Source organism: Streptomyces sp. NRRL F-5755, assembly GCF_001279365.1.
Taxonomy (GTDB): Bacteria; Actinomycetota; Actinomycetes; order Streptomycetales; family Streptomycetaceae; genus Streptomyces; species Streptomyces rimosus.
In genome coordinates, this window is sequence record NZ_LGCW01000280.1 from 1 (window position 1) to 16,596 (window position 16,596).

General features: G+C 73.3%; 15 protein-coding genes and 1 pseudogene. 9 read left to right on the forward strand and 7 right to left on the reverse strand.

Going from position 1 to position 16,596, the window contains the following annotated elements; translation table 11 throughout:
- Positions 1 to 66 precede the first annotated feature (66 nt).
- Both ADK86_RS27500 and ADK86_RS27505 read left to right on the forward strand, forming a co-directional pair.
- Positions 67 to 1,224: an ROK family transcriptional regulator gene (locus tag ADK86_RS27500; protein WP_053699038.1), complete on the forward strand. Its 1,158-nt coding sequence runs from the start codon at positions 67 to 69 to the stop codon at positions 1,222 to 1,224.
- A 387-nt stretch (positions 1,225 to 1,611) separates the two neighbouring features.
- Complete coding sequence (locus ADK86_RS27505) at positions 1,612 to 1,860, forward strand: alpha/beta fold hydrolase (RefSeq protein ID WP_053699039.1); 249 nt, start codon at positions 1,612 to 1,614, stop codon at positions 1,858 to 1,860.
- Here the strand turns inward: ADK86_RS27505 and ADK86_RS27510 are convergent.
- The 3 genes from ADK86_RS27510 to ADK86_RS27520 all read right to left on the reverse strand — a co-directional run bounded on the left by ADK86_RS27510 (position 1,838) and on the right by ADK86_RS27520 (position 4,295).
- Positions 1,838 to 2,206 carry a VOC family protein gene (locus tag ADK86_RS27510; protein ID WP_053699040.1) on the reverse strand — a complete coding sequence of 123 codons (369 nt, stop codon included), beginning with the start codon at positions 2,204 to 2,206 and terminating at the stop codon, positions 1,838 to 1,840. The genes ADK86_RS27505 and ADK86_RS27510 overlap by 23 nt on opposite strands.
- A 126-nt stretch (positions 2,207 to 2,332) precedes the next feature.
- Positions 2,333 to 3,085 carry a GntR family transcriptional regulator gene (locus ADK86_RS27515; RefSeq protein ID WP_030590221.1) on the reverse strand — a complete coding sequence of 251 codons (753 nt, stop codon included), beginning with the start codon at positions 3,083 to 3,085 and terminating at the stop codon, positions 2,333 to 2,335.
- A gap of 322 nt (positions 3,086 to 3,407) precedes the next feature.
- Complete coding sequence (locus ADK86_RS27520) at positions 3,408 to 4,295, reverse strand: RNA polymerase sigma-70 factor (protein WP_053699041.1); 888 nt, start codon at positions 4,293 to 4,295, stop codon at positions 3,408 to 3,410.
- A 67-nt stretch (positions 4,296 to 4,362) separates the two neighbouring features.
- On the opposite strand from ADK86_RS27520, the gene ADK86_RS27525 reads away from it, so the two are divergent.
- From ADK86_RS27525 to ADK86_RS27535, 3 genes are all read left to right on the forward strand, one after another.
- A complete protein-coding gene (locus ADK86_RS27525) occupies positions 4,363 to 5,268 on the forward strand; it encodes an alpha/beta fold hydrolase (protein WP_234346062.1) in 906 nt (301 codons plus the stop codon).
- Between the two features lie 129 nt (positions 5,269 to 5,397).
- Entirely contained in the window at positions 5,398 to 7,014 is a 1,617-nt protein-coding gene (locus tag ADK86_RS27530) for an alkaline phosphatase D family protein (protein ID WP_053699042.1), read from the forward strand.
- A 195-nt stretch (positions 7,015 to 7,209) separates the two neighbouring features.
- Positions 7,210 to 8,601 (forward strand): GNAT family N-acetyltransferase, encoded by a 1,392-nt coding sequence (locus ADK86_RS27535; protein ID WP_053699043.1) that lies wholly within the window; start codon positions 7,210 to 7,212, stop codon positions 8,599 to 8,601.
- Between the two features lie 168 nt (positions 8,602 to 8,769).
- Here the strand turns inward: ADK86_RS27535 and ADK86_RS27540 are convergent, their stop codons facing one another.
- Entirely contained in the window at positions 8,770 to 10,152 is a 1,383-nt protein-coding gene (locus tag ADK86_RS27540) for a carbohydrate-binding protein (RefSeq protein WP_053699044.1), read from the reverse strand.
- Between the two features lie 73 nt (positions 10,153 to 10,225).
- Complete coding sequence (locus ADK86_RS27545; RefSeq protein WP_053699045.1) at positions 10,226 to 11,308, reverse strand: LysR family transcriptional regulator; 1,083 nt, start codon at positions 11,306 to 11,308, stop codon at positions 10,226 to 10,228.
- Positions 11,309 to 11,494: 186 nt separating this feature from the next.
- Here ADK86_RS27545 and ADK86_RS27550 point away from each other — a divergent pair, with 186 nt between their 5' ends.
- The 3 genes and pseudogenes from ADK86_RS27550 (at position 11,495) to ADK86_RS44835 (ending at position 14,586) form a co-directional block, all read left to right on the forward strand.
- The gene (locus tag ADK86_RS27550; RefSeq protein ID WP_053699046.1) at positions 11,495 to 13,189 is read left to right on the forward strand and encodes a DUF885 domain-containing protein; all 1,695 of its coding nucleotides are present in this window, start codon (positions 11,495 to 11,497) and stop codon (positions 13,187 to 13,189) included.
- Positions 13,186 to 14,067: pseudogene (locus tag ADK86_RS44830) on the forward strand (ATP-grasp domain-containing protein); the annotation flags it as partial. The gene ADK86_RS27550 and the pseudogene ADK86_RS44830, both read left to right, overlap by 4 nt.
- Positions 14,068 to 14,106: 39 nt before the next feature.
- Positions 14,107 to 14,586: a GNAT family N-acetyltransferase gene (locus ADK86_RS44835; RefSeq protein WP_234346066.1), complete on the forward strand. Its 480-nt coding sequence runs from the start codon at positions 14,107 to 14,109 to the stop codon at positions 14,584 to 14,586.
- Between the two features lie 18 nt (positions 14,587 to 14,604).
- Here the strand turns inward: ADK86_RS44835 and ADK86_RS27560 are convergent, their stop codons facing one another.
- A complete protein-coding gene (locus ADK86_RS27560) occupies positions 14,605 to 15,435 on the reverse strand; it encodes a class I SAM-dependent methyltransferase (protein WP_199834485.1) in 831 nt (276 codons plus the stop codon).
- A 102-nt stretch (positions 15,436 to 15,537) separates the two neighbouring features.
- Positions 15,538 to 16,038, reverse strand: coding sequence for a rhodanese-like domain-containing protein (locus ADK86_RS27565; RefSeq protein ID WP_053699048.1), 501 nt, complete (start codon positions 16,036 to 16,038; stop codon positions 15,538 to 15,540).
- 94 nt (positions 16,039 to 16,132) lie between these two features.
- Between ADK86_RS27565 and ADK86_RS27570 the strand changes: the two genes are divergently transcribed.
- Entirely contained in the window at positions 16,133 to 16,579 is a 447-nt protein-coding gene (locus tag ADK86_RS27570) for an Lrp/AsnC family transcriptional regulator (protein ID WP_053699049.1), read from the forward strand.
- Positions 16,580 to 16,596 lie beyond the last annotated feature (17 nt).

Below are 16,596 nucleotides of genomic sequence, written 5' to 3' on the forward strand. Positions count from 1 at the left end.
GGGACTCGCCGCACACCGGCTGACCGGCTACGATCCGCCACACACGCAATGCGAGGGAGACGGACGTTGGGGCGGCTAACCGGCGGGGACCCCTCCCTGCTGCGACGGATCAACTCCGCGGTGGTGCTGCATGCGCTGCGCGCCGCCGACTCCCCGACGCTCACCCACCTCGTGGAGGTGACCGGGCTGTCCCGGCCCACCGTCGAGGGGGTCGTCGAGGGCCTGATCGAGACCGGTCTGGTGGCCGAGGCGCCCGCCGACGAGGGCGCCGCCCGCCGCCAGGGCCGCCCGGCCCGCCGCTTCCGCTTCCGTACCGAGGCCGGGCACCTCCTGGGCATCGAGATCGGCCCGCACCGGGTGGCCGCGCTGCTGTCCGACCTCGGCGGGCGGGTCCTCGGCTCCGCGCAGCGCGCGGTCGAGGAGACCGCGCCCGCGGACGAACGGCTGGAGAAGGTAAGGATCGCGGTGGCCGAGCTGCTGCGGCGGGCGGGCGTGGCCCGCAGTTCGCTGCGCGCGGTCGGGGTGGGCAGCCCCGGCATCGTGGAGGCGGACGGCACCGTACGGCTGGGTACGGCCCTGCCGGGCTGGACCGGGCTGCCGCTCGGCGACCGGCTGCGCCGCTCGTTCCGGTGCCCCGTCCTGGTGGAGAACGACGCGAACACCGCCGCCGTGGCCGAACACTGGAAGGGCGCAGCCGCCGGCTCCGACGACATCGTGTTCGTGCTCGCGGGCCTCAGCCCCGGGGCCGGTGCCCTGATCGGAGGACGGCTGCACCGCGGCTTCGGCGGCGCGGCCGGGGAGATCGGCGCGCTGCACCTGCTGGGGCGCGAGGCCACGCCGGAGAAGCTGCTGTCCACGACCGGGCAGCCGCTGCATCCCCTGGACGAGGCGCAGGTGGCCCGGGTGTTCGCCCTCGCGCGCGAGGGCGACGCGCGGGCCCGGGACGCGATGGACCGTTTCATCCGGCGGCTCGTCCACGATGTCGCGGCACTGGTGCTCGCCCTCGACCCGGAACTGGTCGTGGTCGGCGGCTGGGCCGCCGGTCTGGACGACGTACTGGAGCCCCTGCGCGCCGAACTGTCCCGCTACTGCCTGCGCCCGCCCCAGGTGGCCCTGTCCGTACTCGGCGAAGCAGCAGTAGCCACAGGAGCACTGCGCCTGGCGCTGGACCACGTCGAGGGCGAACTCTTCGCAGTAGAGGGCACGGTCACGGCCCGGCGCTGAGACGAGGCCCACAGCAGCTGCCCACCAGTCTGCCCCGCCCGTGCACGGCGCGATGCGAAGGCGTTGCCACACCTCCGGCTGATGTGCTGAGCAGTCGCCCCAAATGGCCCCATCCGTACTCGGCGAAGCAGCAGTAGCCACAGGAGCGCTACGCCTGGCGCTGGACCACGTCGAGGGCGAACTGTTCGCAGTGGAGGGCACGGTCACGGCCCGGCGCTGAGACGGGGCCCGCAGCGGCTGCCCACCGGCCTGCCCCGCCTGCGCGCGGCGCGATGCAAGGGCGTTGTCACACCCCCCGGCTAGTGTGCTGAGCAGTCGCCCCGGGATCGGGCCGAGCAGGGCTAGGGGCCGGTCGTCAGGTGCGCTGCGAGCCATGGAGGCTAGGGCATGAGCGAGGGACAGGAATCCGCCACGTACCCGTCGTCCGCCGGGTACGCGCAAGTCAACGGGCTGAACCTGTATTACGAAATCCACGGCACGGGGCAGCCGCTGGTCCTCCTGCACGGCGGCCTGCTCACCATCGACCTGACCTTCGGCGGCATACTGCCCGCGCTCGCCGCCACGCCGGCTGAGCCACGCACGGCCCCGGCCGGTGGCGGGAGCAGGCCCGCCCTCAGCCGCGCGACGTGTCGATGACGCAGAACCGGTTGCCCTCGGTGTCGGCGAGCACAACGAAGTCGGGGTCGTCCGGATAAAGGTCCCAGTCGACCCGCCGGGCGCCCAGGGAGACCAGCCGCTCGACCTCGGCGGCCTGGTCGGCCGCGTCTCCTGCGTACAGGTCCAGGTGGACACGCGGGTGCTCCTGGACCGGCGTCCCGCTCAGTCCGACGGCGATCTGTACACCGGGCCCGTCCGCGGGCACCAGCACCACCCAGTCGTCCTCGATGTCCTCGCGCGGGACGTACCCCAGCGCGTCCATCCAGAAAGCGGCGGCCCGCCGCACATCCGAGGCGCCCAGCACCACCGACCCGACCTTCAGCATGCGGTCATTCTCGCGCAAAGGCGGGGCGGTAGCTGTCACACGGAAACGCGTGACGCGGCCTGTTCGTCCGGGGACAGCAGGCGGACGATGGCGCCGTAGCAGCTGACGGCATCCGAGCGACGGCCGCTAGCCGGCCAGAACCGGCACCCCCGCCTCGCTCTCGTTGTCGCCGAAGGTGAGGCGGCAGGTGTCGGCGCGGTAGGTGGACAGGGCTACGGCGGCGGTGCGGCCGTCGGTGAAGTAGCGGGTGGTGACGACGAGGACGGGGGCGCCGGGCAGGCGGTCCAGTTCCCTGGCGTCGTCGGCGCGGGCCGAGCCCAGTTCCACCGCCCGGTCCTGGCCTTCCAGTTCGCGCTGCTGGAGCGCGCGGAGCACGGCGCGGGCGCGGGCCGGAGCGTCCGTGCCGGTGACGGCGGCGTCCGGCACCGTACGGACGGGTACGTACAGCTGCTCGGCGGCGACCGGCTGGCCGTGTGTGACGCGGCTGCGGTGCACGATGTGCACCCGCTCGCCGGACGTCAGCTCCAGCAGGCGTGCCACGGCCGCCGGCACCTCCGACGACTCGACGGCGTCGACGGGCTGCCAGTCGTCACCGGGGGCGCCCGGCCAGGTGTGGCGCGCCGGGTCGACGGCCACGCCCACGCGCGGGGGCGCGACGGTGGTGCCCACACCGCGGCGGCGCTGCAGACGGCCTTCCAGTTCGAGCTGTTCGAGCGCCTGCCGCAGCGTGGCCCGGGCGACGCCGAACCGCGCCGCCAGCTCCCGCTCGTTGGGCAGGATCTCGCCGACCGCGAACTCCGAGTCGAGCGCCTCGCTGAGCACGGTCTTGAGGTGCCAGTACTTCGGCTCCGGAGCCGTTTCGAGCTGCGTGGTCCCCACCCTGTCCTCCGCCGTGGCCGTCTTCCCGACGGGGCTGGTCCCCGTCGGCCGCGGGCCTGTCCCTGGCCCCGCACGCGCTCTTCGGATATGAGCGCTTCTTTATTAAAGGTTGTTGCAGTATCCCTGTGACGATATGGCCGCCCCCACCCTTGGTCAAGACCAATGCGCCTATCCGTCGTCGGCCGGCGCCCGGCGGCCGGGGTCGGTACGGAGTACGGGACGCGCGGCGCGGCCCCGGACCGTGCCGGGGCAGGTACGGGAAGAGCCGCGGACGGCGTCGGACGACGCCTGACCGCGGCTCTTGCCGCACCTCCTCAGCCACTCAGCCCGCGGCGTCCAGCGCCCCCAGCTTGTCCGGATTGCGAATGATGTAAACGGTCTGGATCCGGCCGTCCACGACGTCGAGCTGGAAGACCGAGTCGGGCTTGCCCTCGGAGAGCACGAGCAGCGCGCTGCCGCCGTTGAGCTCCGTGAAGACGAACTCCGCCGCCGGGATGCCGCCCCGGGCCACGCCGAGCAGGAAGCGGCCGACCTTGTCGGCGGTCTCGATGACCCGCAGCGGCGCCTTGGCCTTGCCGCCGCTGTCGCCGACCAGCCGTACGTCCTCGGCCAGCAGGCGCAGCAGCCCGTCCAGGTCGTCGCCCGCGGCCGCCGCGAGGAAGCGTTCGGTCAGGTCGCGCTGCTGGGCCGGGTCGACCTCGAAGCGCGGGCGGCGTTCCTCGACGTGGCGCCGTGCGCGGCCGGCGAGTTGGCGCACCGCCGCCTCGCCGCGCTCCAGTACGGTGGCGATCTCCGCGTACGGGTAGCCGAACGCCTCGCGCAGGACGAACACCGCGCGCTCCAGGGGCGAGAGCGATTCCAGGACCACCAGGACGGCGAGAGTGACGGACTCGGCGAGGACCGCGCGGTCGGCGGAGTCGGGGGCGGCCGTCACGAAGTCGGTGGCCAGTGGCTCGGGCAGCCAGGGGCCCACGTATGCCTCGCGGCGCGCCTGTACCTGCCGCAGGCGGTCGATGGCCAGCCGGGTCGTGACGCGCACCAGATAGGCGCGCGGTTCGCGTACCTGCTCCCGGTCGGCGGACGACCAGCGCAGCCACGCCTCCTGGACCACGTCCTCGGCGTCGGCCACCCGGCCGAGCATGCGGTAGGCCACGCCCATCAGGACCGGGCGGTGTTCCTGGAAGACATCGGTTGCGGGGTCGGTCTGCACGCCTTCATCCCAGCGGGCCGACCGGTCGTTGTCCAGCGGAAACGGTCGGAAACAGACGCGTTCGGACGTGGTGTGCGGCACAGAGCGCGCGGCGCGCGGAGCCGTACGATCGCCACGGCGCCGAAGCACCGTCCCGGCCGGTACCCCGGCCCCGGTCTCCTTCGCCCGCGTCACCCCGCCGGACCGCCCGCCCTTCACCGTCGCCTACCAGCGCAAGGGATCGGGCCCTCCGCTCGTCCTGCTGCACGGCATCGGGCACCACCTCCAGGCGTGGGAGCCGGTCTCCGGCATCCTCGCCGCCTCCCACGAGGTCGTCGCGCTGGACCTGCCCGGCTTCGGCGCCTCGCCCGCGCTGCCGCCCGGCGTGGCCTACGACCTCGACTCGGTCGTCCCGCTGCTGACCGCCGCGTTCGGCACGCTCGGCCTCGACCGGCCGCACATCGCCGGGAATTCGCTCGGCGGCCTGCCGGCCCTGCAGTTGGGCCGGGCCCGGCGCGTACGATCGGTGACCGCGCTGTCCCCCGCCGGGTTCTGGACGCAGGCCGAACGGCGGTACGCCTTCGGGGTGCTGCGCGGCATGCGGGCCGGTGCGAAGGTGCTGCCGCGGCCGGCGGTCGGGCTGCTGGCCCGTTCGGCGGTCGGGCGGGCCTCGCTGACGAGCACCATCTACGCGCATCCGGGCCGCCGTTCGCCGTCGGCGGTGGTCGCCGAGACCGGTGCGTTGCGCAACGCGACCGGTTTCGTACCGACTCTGGCGGCTGGGCGCACCGTACTGTTCACCGATGATGTACCGGATGTCCCGGTGACCCTCGCCTGGGGCAGCCGCGACCGGCTGCTGCCGCGGCGGCAAGGGGTACGGGCGAAGTACGCGATACCGGGCGCCCGGCTCGTACGGCTGCCGGGCTGCGGCCATGTGCCGATGAACGACGACCCGGCGCTGGTCGCCCGGGTCATCCTCGACACGGCGCGCTGATAACCGGCCGGACGGACCCGCCCGGTCCGGGCCCGCCCCCTGGAGTTCACCACCCGTTCGGCCGCGTGGCACCGGACCCCGGTACGAACGGGAGGTCACCAAGATCGGTCGTCACACGGGAGGTTTCACATGGCGCAGGGACCCGGCAGAGCCGTCGACCGGCGGTCACTGCTGCACGGGGCGGCGGCCGGTACCGCGGCGCTCGCCCTCCCCGGCGTCGCCGGCGCAACGGAAGCCAGGGCCGCGTCCCGGGTCGCGGGCGCGCCGGCACTGGCGCGGGCCGGGCGGCCGGGTGCCCCGTGGGGCGTGCAGGCCGGGGACGTGACGGCCTCGTCCGGGCTGGTGTGGGTGCGGTCCGACCGGCCGGCGCGGATGATCGTGCAGACCGCGGCGACCGAGTCGTTCCGCAATGCCCGCACCTGGCACGGCCCGCTGCTCGGCCCCGGTACGGACTTCACCGGCACCACCGCGCTGCACGGCCTGCCGTCCGGCGAGCAGATCCACTACCGGGTGGTGCTCGCCGACCCGCACGACTACCGGCGTACGGGCGAGCCGGTCACCGGCACCTTCCGTACCGCCTCGGACCGGCGCCGGGACGGGGTGCGCTTCACCTGGTCGGGCGATCTCGCCGGGCAGGGCTGGGGCATCAACCCGGATCTCGGCGGCTACCGGATCTATGAGGAGATGCGCCGCCGGGACCCGGACTTCTTCCTGTGCAGCGGCGACAACATTTACGCGGACAATCCGATCGAGGCCAGTGTGCGACTGCCCGACGGCCGGATCTGGCGCAATGTGACCACCGAGGAGAAGTCGAAGGTCGCCGAAACACTGGCGGAGTACCGCGGCGCGTTCCGCTACAACCTGCTGGACGCCAACCTCCGCCGCTTCAACGCGCAGGTGCCCACCGTCATCCAGTGGGACGACCACGAGGTGCGCAACAACTGGTACCCGGGCCAGATCCTCGACGACGCCCGGTACACGGAGAAGGACGTGGACGTGCTCGCGGCGCGTTCGCTGCGCGCGTTCCGGGAGTACTTCCCCATCCGTACGCTCCGCTCGGACCGGGGCGGCCGGGTCTACCGGGTGCTGCGCCACGGGCCGCTGCTGGACGTGTTCGTGCTGGACATGCGCACGTACCGCAACGCCAATTCCCCCAACCGGCAGCCCGCCGACCGGCAGGGCATCCTCGGTGCCGAGCAGCTGGCCTGGCTGAAGCGGTCGCTGGCGCGGTCCCGCGCGGTGTGGAAGGTGATCGCCGCCGATCTGCCGCTGGGCCTGGTGGTCGCGGACGGCAAGACGGACTTCGAGGCGGTCGCGCAGGGCGATCCGGGCGCGCCGCTGGGCCGGGAGCTCCAGATCGCGGAGCTGCTGCGGTTCATCAAGCACCGGCGCGTCACCGGCACGGTGTGGCTGACCACGGACGTGCACTACACCTCGGCGCAGCACTACGACCCGTCGCGCGCGGCGTTCAAGGACTTCGCGCCGTTCTGGGAGTTCGTGTCGGGGCCGCTGAACGCGGGCGGCTTCCCGGCCGTGCCGCTGGACGGTACGTTCGGGCCCGCCCAGCCCTTCGTCAAGGCGCCGCAGCGGGCGAACGTCTCCCCCGCCGAGAACCCGCAGTTCTTCGGCGAGGTCGACATCGACGGCGACAGCGGCGAGCTGACCGTACGGCTGCGGCAGGACGACGGGCAGGTACTGTTCCGCAAGGTGCTGCAGCCCGGGCGGGTGGGGCAGCCGGGCAGCTAGGTGTATTGATCACGAGCGTTGTTAACGATGGCGGGACTTGATCATGGCGAAGACCTCCGGTGCGGTGGAGCTGTCTAGGACTGCACCGCACGGTTGAACAGACACACCCAATCGCTTTGTGCCTCGAATGTCTCCTTTACCCATCGGTCACAGAGCGTTCGCGATCACGCAACACCGGTCGGTGAGGCTGGCCGTATGACTGACGCGACATCTGCCAAAAGTTCCCGCCGCCACCACTGGCGGCGGGAGCTGGTCGAGCTGGCGGCCCTGTTCACCGCCGTGGCGGTGGCGGACGCCGTGGCCAACACCATCGCGCACGGCCCGTCCGGGCCGGTGCTGCTGTGCTGCTCGGCGGTCGTACTGGTCGCCACGGCCGCGTTCCACACCTGGTGGGCACGCCGCCACGAGAACGCGCCGCCGCCGACCGATACCGGCGCCGCAGCGCCGAAGTCCCCCGGCGCTCCGCAGGAGGAGCGGCAGGAGACGGCGCTGTGGCGGATGCGTACGACCGTACGGGACGAGCCGGGCAGCCTGGCCGCGCTGTGCACGGCGCTGGCCGGGCACCGGGTGGACATCCTGAGCCTGCAGACCCACCCGCTGTCGGACGGGACGGTGGACGAGTTCCTGCTGCGCGCCCCCGCCGCGCTGCTGCCCGCCGATCTGACGCGGACGGTCGCCGGGGCGGGTGGCGCGCACACCTGGCTGGAGCGGGCGGACGCGCACGATCTGGTGGACGCCCCCACCCGGATGCTCGGGCTGGCCACCCGTACGGCGCTGGATTCCGCCGAACTTCCGCTCGCGCTACGTCAGTTGCTGGGGCGCTGCACCATCCATTCGGTGCCCGCGCGGGCCCGGAACGGACAGCGGGACGCCGAACGGGTGCCGGAGGAGGGCATTCTCGAAGAGCACACCATGACGTTCCGTGATCCGTCCGGGGGCTCCGTCACCATCGAACGCCCGCACCTTCCCTTCACGCCCACCGAGTTCGCGCGGGTACGGGCGCTCGTCGAGCTGGACGCCCGGCTCGGCCAGCGGGTGCCGCCGCGCCGTGACGTGCTCACGCTGCCCGAGGGCAACCCCATCACGGTGCGCCGCGCGGACACCTCGGACCTGGCGGCGGCCCGCGCGCTGCACGGCCGCTGCTCGTCCCGGACACTGGCGATGCGCTACCAGGGCTCGGTCGCCGACGCCGAGCGCTATCTGAACCACCTGCTCAGCCCCCGCTTCGGCCGTACGCTCGCGGTCGAGACGGCGTCCGGGCGGCTGGTGGCGCTCGGCCATCTGCTGTGGGACGGCGAGGAGACCGAAGTGGCGCTGCTGGTGGAGGACGCCTGGCAGCGGCGCGGCATCGGCGCCGAACTGCTGCGCCGGCTGGTCCAGATGGCCGCGGAGGCGGGCTGCACGAGCGTGTACGCGATCACCCAGGCGTCCAACACCGGCATGGTGGCCACCATGCGCGGCCTGGGCCTGCCGCTGGACTACCAGATCGAGGAGGGCACGCTGGTGATCACCGCCCGGCCGGCCGGGGTGCCCGTGCGGCCGGCGGCGGCCCGGACCGCGCCGGACGCCGGCCCGCGGACGCAGTGACGGGGTGACCGCACGCGAACAAGGCGGACACGGCGGACACAGGAGTGGGGCCGGCCGGTACGCGAGCGCTCGTACCAGCCGGCCCCGGGCGGTACGGGGACCGGTGCGGATCGGTGCCGTACCTCAGTGGCCTGCGGTGGCTTCAGCCACCGTCGGTCGCCGTGGTTCTCAGACCTGCTCCCAGAGGGACGGTGTGTTCGCCGGTTCCCAGCCGGGCTGGGCCTGGTGGCTCTGCAGGCAGCGGTAGGTGATCCCGTCGTACGTCACCTGGGCGCCCGCCTCGTAGACGGTGCCGGCGGCCCAGGTGGTCCCGCCCGGCTCGCTGGGGCCGGGGTCCTCGGAGCCGCTAGTGCCGGTCTTCAGGGTGAGGCCGTAGCCCTGGAGCAGCGGGTTGATGGGCTGGTAGAAGGTCGTGCCGCCGGAGCGGCAGTTGCCGGAGCCGCCGGAGGTGACGCCCTGGGCCTGGCTGCCGGAGATGAAGGAGCCGCCGGAGTCGCCCGGCTCGGCGCACACCGAGGTCCGGGTCACACCGCTGACGGTGCCCTGCGGGTAGGTGACGCTGGTGTTGTGCTGCTGGATGGTGCCGCAGTGCCAGCCGGTGGTGGAGCCGGAGCGGCAGATGGAGGCGCCGACCGCCGCCTGGGTGGAGCCGGCGACCCGTACGTTCTGGCCGCCCTGGCCCTTCACGTACGGCGTGGAGGTCCAGTTGCTGTTGGCGGCGACCCAGGCGGTGTCCCGGCCCGGGAAGGTGGACGCCTGGAAGCTGCCCTGGGCCACCTGGTTGTAGCCGGTGGTGGAGGTTCCGGCGCGTCCGCAGTGGCCCGCGGTGGCGAAGCCCTGCTGGCTGCCGCGGGTGATGGCGAAGCCCACGGAGCAGCGGCCGCCGCCCATGTAGTACGCGTCGCCGCCGCGGATGTCGTAGAGGGGGCGCGGGCGTTCGGCGGTAGCGCCCACGCTGACCAGGGAGCGGTCGGCGCCGCTGGCGGCGACGAACGTCCGGGCCGCCGCGGGGTCGGCGGCCCGCAGCTGCACCGTGTTCGTCCGGACATCCACGGCCCATGAGGACGCCTCGGGAGCCGTGCGGTGCTGTGCCGCGCGGTCCAGCTTGGCCTTCGCCGCGTCGAGTTGGGCGAGCGAGTGGGTGGCGTGGACGGCGCGGGCACCGGCCGCGCGGACGGCCGCGAGGCGCGCGGTGTCGGTGGTGGCCACGGTCAGCGTGCCGGATTCGGTGCCGCGGACCCAGGCGCCGGCGAAGGACGCGCCCAGCGCGTTCTTCAGATGCCCGGCCACGGCACCGGCTTCCGCCTCGTTGGCGAGCCGCCGTTCGGCCTGCGCCCGGTTCAGGCCGAGGTCGCGCTGCATCGCCCGGTACACGGCGTCGGAGGTGGCACCGACGGACAGGGCCTCGGCGGCCGACCGGTGGGGGGTCTGGGGAGTCGTCGAGTCCGCCCGTATCTGGGCCGCCGCGGAACCGGGCAGCGCGGTCAGGACAAGTGCGCCGACGGCGGTGATGACGGCACACGCGCCCGCTCGGGCGTGTCTGTGGCGCATGAGGGAGGTCTCCTCGGTCTCGGGGGGGGAGGTGCGGAAACCGTAGGAGCCGTGCGGCGGCCCGCAGAAGATGTCAGTTGTCCTTCTGCGGAACGTTATGGATACCGCCCGGAGGACCTGGGTAGCCGGTGGATTCCGGTGGCCCCGGATCGGCCTCTTCATGGCCGGACGTTTGCGGACGGGCGCCGTCCGGCACCGGTCCGGCATCCGCCGCCGTCCGGTGGTCGGCGAGCCACCGCGTATAACTCTCGCTGCGCGCGGCGGCGTCGGCGTGCGCAGCGCGGGCCTGGGCGACGACCTCGGGGGCGGAGTTCGCGGCGGGGGTCGCCGGGTGCCAGCCGATCAGGTGGCGCCAGGACAGCGGCGTACCGGCCAGGGGTCTGGTGACCATCCCGGGGGTGGGCGGCAGGGTCGCCCGGCACAGGCCCGCGGCGCGGCCGACCTGCACGAGGTGGATGCAGGACGCGGTGTCCGTCTCGTACACCCGGGCCGGGGTGAAGCCGGCGCGGGCGCAGGCGAGGGTGAAGCAGTCCGCGAAACAGCCGTCGCCCGGCACGTCCGCCCATGCCTCGGTGGCCAGTTCCGCGAGGCCGATCTCGTGCCGTCCGGCCAGCGGGTGGCGGTCGGCGAGCATGACGAAGACCGGGTCCACCGCGATCTCCCGCCAGCTGAGCCGCTCCGGCTCGGGCGCCGGCGCCTCCCCGCAGGCGCCGATCAGCGCGAAGTCCAGGCGTCCGGCGGCGACGGAGGCGGCGATCTCGCGCTCGGACCAGGTGGTGAAGGTGGTCACCGGCACGCCCGGGTGCGCGGTCGCGAGCCGGTCCACCAGGCCGCCCAGCAGCGGGCCGTGGGTACCGCCGAGCCGGAAGCCGGTCATCCTGCTGCCCGCGCTGCCGAACCGTACGGCCTCCTGCTGGAGCTCGCTGATCGCGGGCAGCACCACGCGCGCCCGCTCCAGCACGAATGCGCCGAGCGCCGTGGGCCGTACCCCGAAGCGCCCGCGTTCGAAGAGCTTGCCGCCGAGGGTGCGCTCGATCCGTTTCAGCTGGGCGCTCAGGGCGGGCTGGGCCAGGCCGAGCTGTGCGGCGGCCTTGGTGAGGCTGCCCGCGTCGGCTATTGTCCGGATCGTCTTTAAATGCCGCAATTCCAGGTCCATTCTGTGAGCTTGGAGCGTCCGCTCGGGCGGGAGCAATAGTCCGGTCCGGACCAATGAAGGCGGCCTTCCGCTCCGGCGGACCCGGCGCGTTCCCCCGTTCGCCCTGCGCGGACGGGGCGCTCCGGAGGCGGACGTACGGCGCGCTGCTGATGACGTACCGGGGCCTTCCGTACGAGGATGGGGCGCATGTCCCACACCACTGCTTCCGACAACGCTCCCCTCCCCCGCCAGGTCGCCGACGCCTATGTCGACGCCCTGGTCGAGCTGGACCCCATCACCGGTACCTTCCTCGGCGTCCCGGAGAGTTCGAGCCGGCTGCCCGACTTCTCGCCCACCGGCCAAGAAGCGGTGGCGCAGCTCGCCCGTACAACGCTGAACCGGCTCGCCGAGGCCGAGCGGCGGCCGGGCGCGGACAGCGAGAGCGAGCGGCGCTGCGCCCGGCTGCTGCGCGAGCGGCTGACCGCCGAGCTGGCCGTGCACGAGGCGGGCGAGGGGCTGCGCACGGTCAGCAACCTCCACTCGCCGCTGCACGCGGTGCGCGAGGTCATGACGATCACGCCGGTCGACACGGACGACGACTGGGCGGCGCTCGCCCAGCGGCTGCGCGCCGTGCCCGCCGCGCTGGAGGGCTACCGCGCCTCGCTGGAGGCGGGCCTGAAGCGGGACCTGCCCGCCGGGCCGCGCCAGGTCGCCACGGTCATCGGCCAGTTGGACACCTGGATCGGTACGGACCGCAGCTGGTTCGCCGAGCTGACCGAGCCCGGCCCCGACGCGCTGCGCGCGGAGCTGAACGCCGCCGCCGCGCTGGCGACCGGCGCCCTCGTGGAGCTGCGCGACTGGTTCCGCGGCCGGTACGCGCCCGCGATCGAGGGCGCGCCCGACGTGGTGGGCCGCGAGCGCTACGCCCGCCTCGCCCGCTACTTCAACGGCACCGACCTGGACCTGGACGAGGCGTACGCCTATGGCTGGTCGGAGTTCCACCGCCTGCACGCCGAGATGGTCCAGGAGGCCGAGAAGGTGCTGCCCGGGGCGAGGACCCCGTGGGAGGCGCTGTCCTGGCTGGACGAGCACGGCGAGGCCGTGGTGGGCGTCGAGGAGACCCGCCAGTGGCTCCAGGCGCTGATGGACCAGGCCATCGAGGCGCTGGACGGCACCCACTTCGAGCTGGCGGAGCGGGTCAAGCGCGTGGAGTCGCGGATCGCCCCGCCCGGCGGCGCCGCCGCGCCGTACTACACCAGCCCCTCGCTGGACTTCTCCCGCCCCGGCCGTACATGGCTGCCGACCATGGGCCAGACCCGCTTCCCGGCGTACGACCTGGTCTCGACCTGGTACCACGAGGGCGTGCCGGGCCACCACCTCCAGCTGGCGCAGTGGGCGCACGTGGCCGAGGACCTCTCGCGCTACCAGACGGCGGTGGGCATGGTCAGCGCCAACGCCGAGGGCTGGGCGCTGTACGCGGAGCGGCTGATGGACGAGCTGGGCTTCCTGACCAGTCCCGAGCGCCGGCTCGGGTATCTGGACGCGCAGATGATGCGCGCGGTCCGCGTCGTCATCGACATCGGTATGCACCTGGAGCTGACCATTCCGGACGACTCGCCGTTCCACCCCGGCGAGCGGTGGACGCCCGAGCTGGCGCAGGAGTTCTTCGGCCGGCACTCCAGCCGCTCCGCGGACTTCGTCGAGAGCGAGATCATCCGCTATCAGGGCATGCCGGGCCAGGCCATCGGCTACAAGCTCGGCGAGCGCACCTGGCTCCAGGGCCGGGAGGCGGCCCGGCAGCGGCACGGCGCGGACTTCGACCTCAAGGCGTGGCACATGGCCGCACTGTCGCAGGGCTCGCTGGGTCTGGACGACCTGCTGGCCGAACTGTCGCGTATCTGAGACCGGCGGACCGCGTGTTCCTCTTCCCCGGCGATCCGCTGCGCCCCGGCCGCACGGATCCGGAGTTCGCCCGGGACGCCGCCGCGGTACGGGCCATCGGCGTGCGCGGCGCGGTGATCGACCACGAGGCGCTGGTCGCCGGGGACGCGGCACGGGCGGTGGCGCGGGTGCCCGGCGGGGCCGGGGCGGCGTGGTACCGCGGCTGGATGCTTCCGGCCGAGCGGTACGCCGCGCTCGCCGCGGCCCTCGGCGAGCGCGGCTGCCTGCTGCTGACCAAGCCCGAGAGTTACCGCGCCGCCCACGAACTCCCCGGCTGGTACGAGACGTTCGCCGGCCTCACCCCGTACAGCCGCTGGCTGCCGTGCGCGCCGGGACAGCCGCCCGGCGAGGCGGAGCTGGCCCGGCTGGCCGCGCCGCTGGGCGGCGGGCCCGCCGTGGTCAAGGACTGGGTGAAGTCCCGCAAGCACGAGTGGGACGAGGCCGCGTACGTCCCGGACACGTCCGACACCGCGCGCCTGGCTTCGGTGGTCGGCCGGTTCGTGGACTTGCAGGAGGAGTTCCTGACCGGCGGCGTGGTGCTGCGCGCCTTCGAGCCGTACGGGACGGCGGGCGAGGCGCGCGTGTGGTGGGTGGACGGCGAGCCGGTGCTCGTCGGCGCGCATCCGGATACGCCGGGGCAGTATCCGGTGCCGGATCTTTCGGCCGTCGCCCCCGTCGTACGGGCAGCGCTGCGCAAGCTGGGCTGCCGGTTCGTCACCACGGACCTGGCGCTGCGCACGGACGGCGTGTGGCGGGTGATCGAGGTGGGCGACGGGCAGGTCAGCGGGCTGCCCGAGGGCGCGGACACCGGCACGCTGATCGAGGCGCTGGCCACGGCCGGTGCGGGCTTTCCGCTGACGCTGGCGGCGGGCCGGGTGGTGCTGCGGCCCGTCCTGCCGACCGCGGCGGCGCGGCTGGCGGACGGCGACGGCCTCGACGACCGCCCCGGCGGGCCGGTGTGGGTGGGCGGACGGCCGCCGGAGGCCACCGCCTCCACCGCCGCCGCTGTCGCGCAGTCCGTCACGCTCGGTCCGTACCGCCCCGGCTGGGGCCTGTTCACGATCACCCGGGCCGACGACGGTACGGCCGTGGGCTCCATCTGCTTCCACGGCCCGCCGGACGACGAGGGCGAGGTGGAGATCGGGTACACGCTCTGCCCCGCGGCGCGCGGCGCGGGCTGGGCCACGGAGGCGACGCGCCTGCTGACCGACTGGGCGTCCGGCCGCCCCGAGGTCCGTACGGTACGGGCGGTGACCGAGCCGGCGAACATACCGTCGCAGCGGGTGCTGGAGCGGGCCGGGTTCGTGCCGTCCGGCGACCGGGACGGGCTGCGGACGTATGTCTTCGCGCAGGCGTGACTCCTGCGCGGGCCCTGCTCACTTCTCGGCGCTGTGAATTTCGTACCGCCAGAACGCCCGGTGCCGCCAGAATTCGACGGCGGACATGGAATTCACGGCATACCGCTCCAGCCCCACCGCCCGGACCGCGGCGTACGGCAGTCGCGCGATGACCGCGAAACTCCGGAGCATCGGCCACATGCTGCGGGAAATGTCCTCGACCCGCCGGACGGAGAATCCGGCCTCCGCGGTGAGGCGTTCCAGCGTGCCGTGCACGAAACGCTGGAACGACGGCATCGCGGCCCAGTCGTTCAGCTGCCGGAAGGTCTCGGCCGCCGGCCCGGGCATCCGGGTCGGCACTTCCCTGGCGTACTCGAACATGACCAGCCGGCCGCCCGGTTTCAGCACCCGGTGGAACTCCCGCAGCGCGGCCTCGGCCTCCGCCGCGTGCACCAGGGTCTCCATCGTGTAGACGGCGTCGAAGCTCTCGTCGGGGAAATCCAGTACGGCGTAGTCCCCGTGCGCGAAGGTGAGCAGCGGGTCGAGGCCGCGGCGGCGGGCCCGGCGCCGGGCCTCGGCGACATGGGCGGCGACCAGGTCCACGCCGTCGATACGCAGACCGAAGCGGTCCGCCAGGCGGGCGGCCACGTCACCGACACCGCACCCGGCGTCCAGCACCCGCGCGCCGGGCGGCTGCGCGAGCCGCTCCCCCAGGAGGTCCTCCATGCGGCGCAGCGCCTTCGGCCAGTTCCAGGGGGAGTCGTGCTCGCGGTAGAAACCGAAATGCTTGGTGCCGTGCAGGAAGAGGCGATATCCGAGCCGTGATCCCGGCTGCCGGTAATAGCGGACGACTTCGCGTTCGTTGTTCACATCCGGCACCATGCCAGCGGGAACGGGACCCGCACATCGCTTCGGCGCCGGAAACCCTCTTCCGGGTTGTTTCCGCTTTCCGTCCGGCGCCCCCGCACGCTGTCAGCAGCCGCAGTCCCCGTCACCGACCGGTGCGGTGAGCGGGTCGGGCGCGTGCTGTTCGGGCCCCTGCGCCGTTTGCACCGCGTGTCCCTCGCGTATCCAGTACTCGATTCCGCCGAGCATCTCCTTGACCTGGTATCCCCGCTCGGCGAGGGCCGCCGCGGCGCGGGTGGCGCCGTCGCAGCCGGGGCCCCAGCAGTGGACGACGACGGGGACGGCCGGGTCCAGGAGCTTGGCGGCGTGCTGCGGGATGTCGGCCGTGGGCAGGTGCAGGGCGTCGGCGATGTGTCCCTGCTCCCAGGATTCGGTGCTGCGGACATCGACGAGGACGAAGCCGGGGTCGCCGCCGCCGGTGAGGGCGGCGTGCACGTCGGCGGCGTCGGTGTGGAAGGCGAGCCGGGCCGCGAAGTAGGCGGCGGCCTCGGCGGGAGCGGCGGGCGGTGTCCGGAGGACGGGGGAGACGGCGGACGGGGAGGCGGGGGAGACAATCGGTGTGGTCATGCGGATGAATCTATGGTCACGGTGCGGTGCCGAGAAGTAATGATCACCGGCAGAAGCCTTGATCCGCCGGGGATTCCACTGCTAAACACCTCACATGACCGACTATTCCCCCGACGCCACCGACTGGCGCATTCTCGACGTCCTCCAGCGCAACGGCCGCGCGGGGTACGCCGAGCTGGCCCGTGCCGTGAACATGTCCGCGAGCGCGGTCACCGAACGCGTCCGGCGCATGGAGGAGGCCGGGGTGATATCCGGGTACGCGGCGGTGATCGAGCCGGAGGCCATCGGGCTGGGGGTGCTCGCGTTCGTCCGGCTGCGCTACCCGAACGGCAACTACAAACCGTTCCACGACCTGCTGGACACCACGCCCGAGATCCTGGAGGCGCACCACGTCACGGGCGACGACTGCTTCGTGCTGAAGGTCGCCGCCCGCTCGATGAAGCACCTGGAGGAGGTGTCGGGACGGGTGGGGGCGCTGGGATCGGTGACGACCAGCGTCGTGTACTCCTCGCCGCTCCCCCGGCGCCCGATCAGCCACTGAGGGGCCGCGGCCCCCGT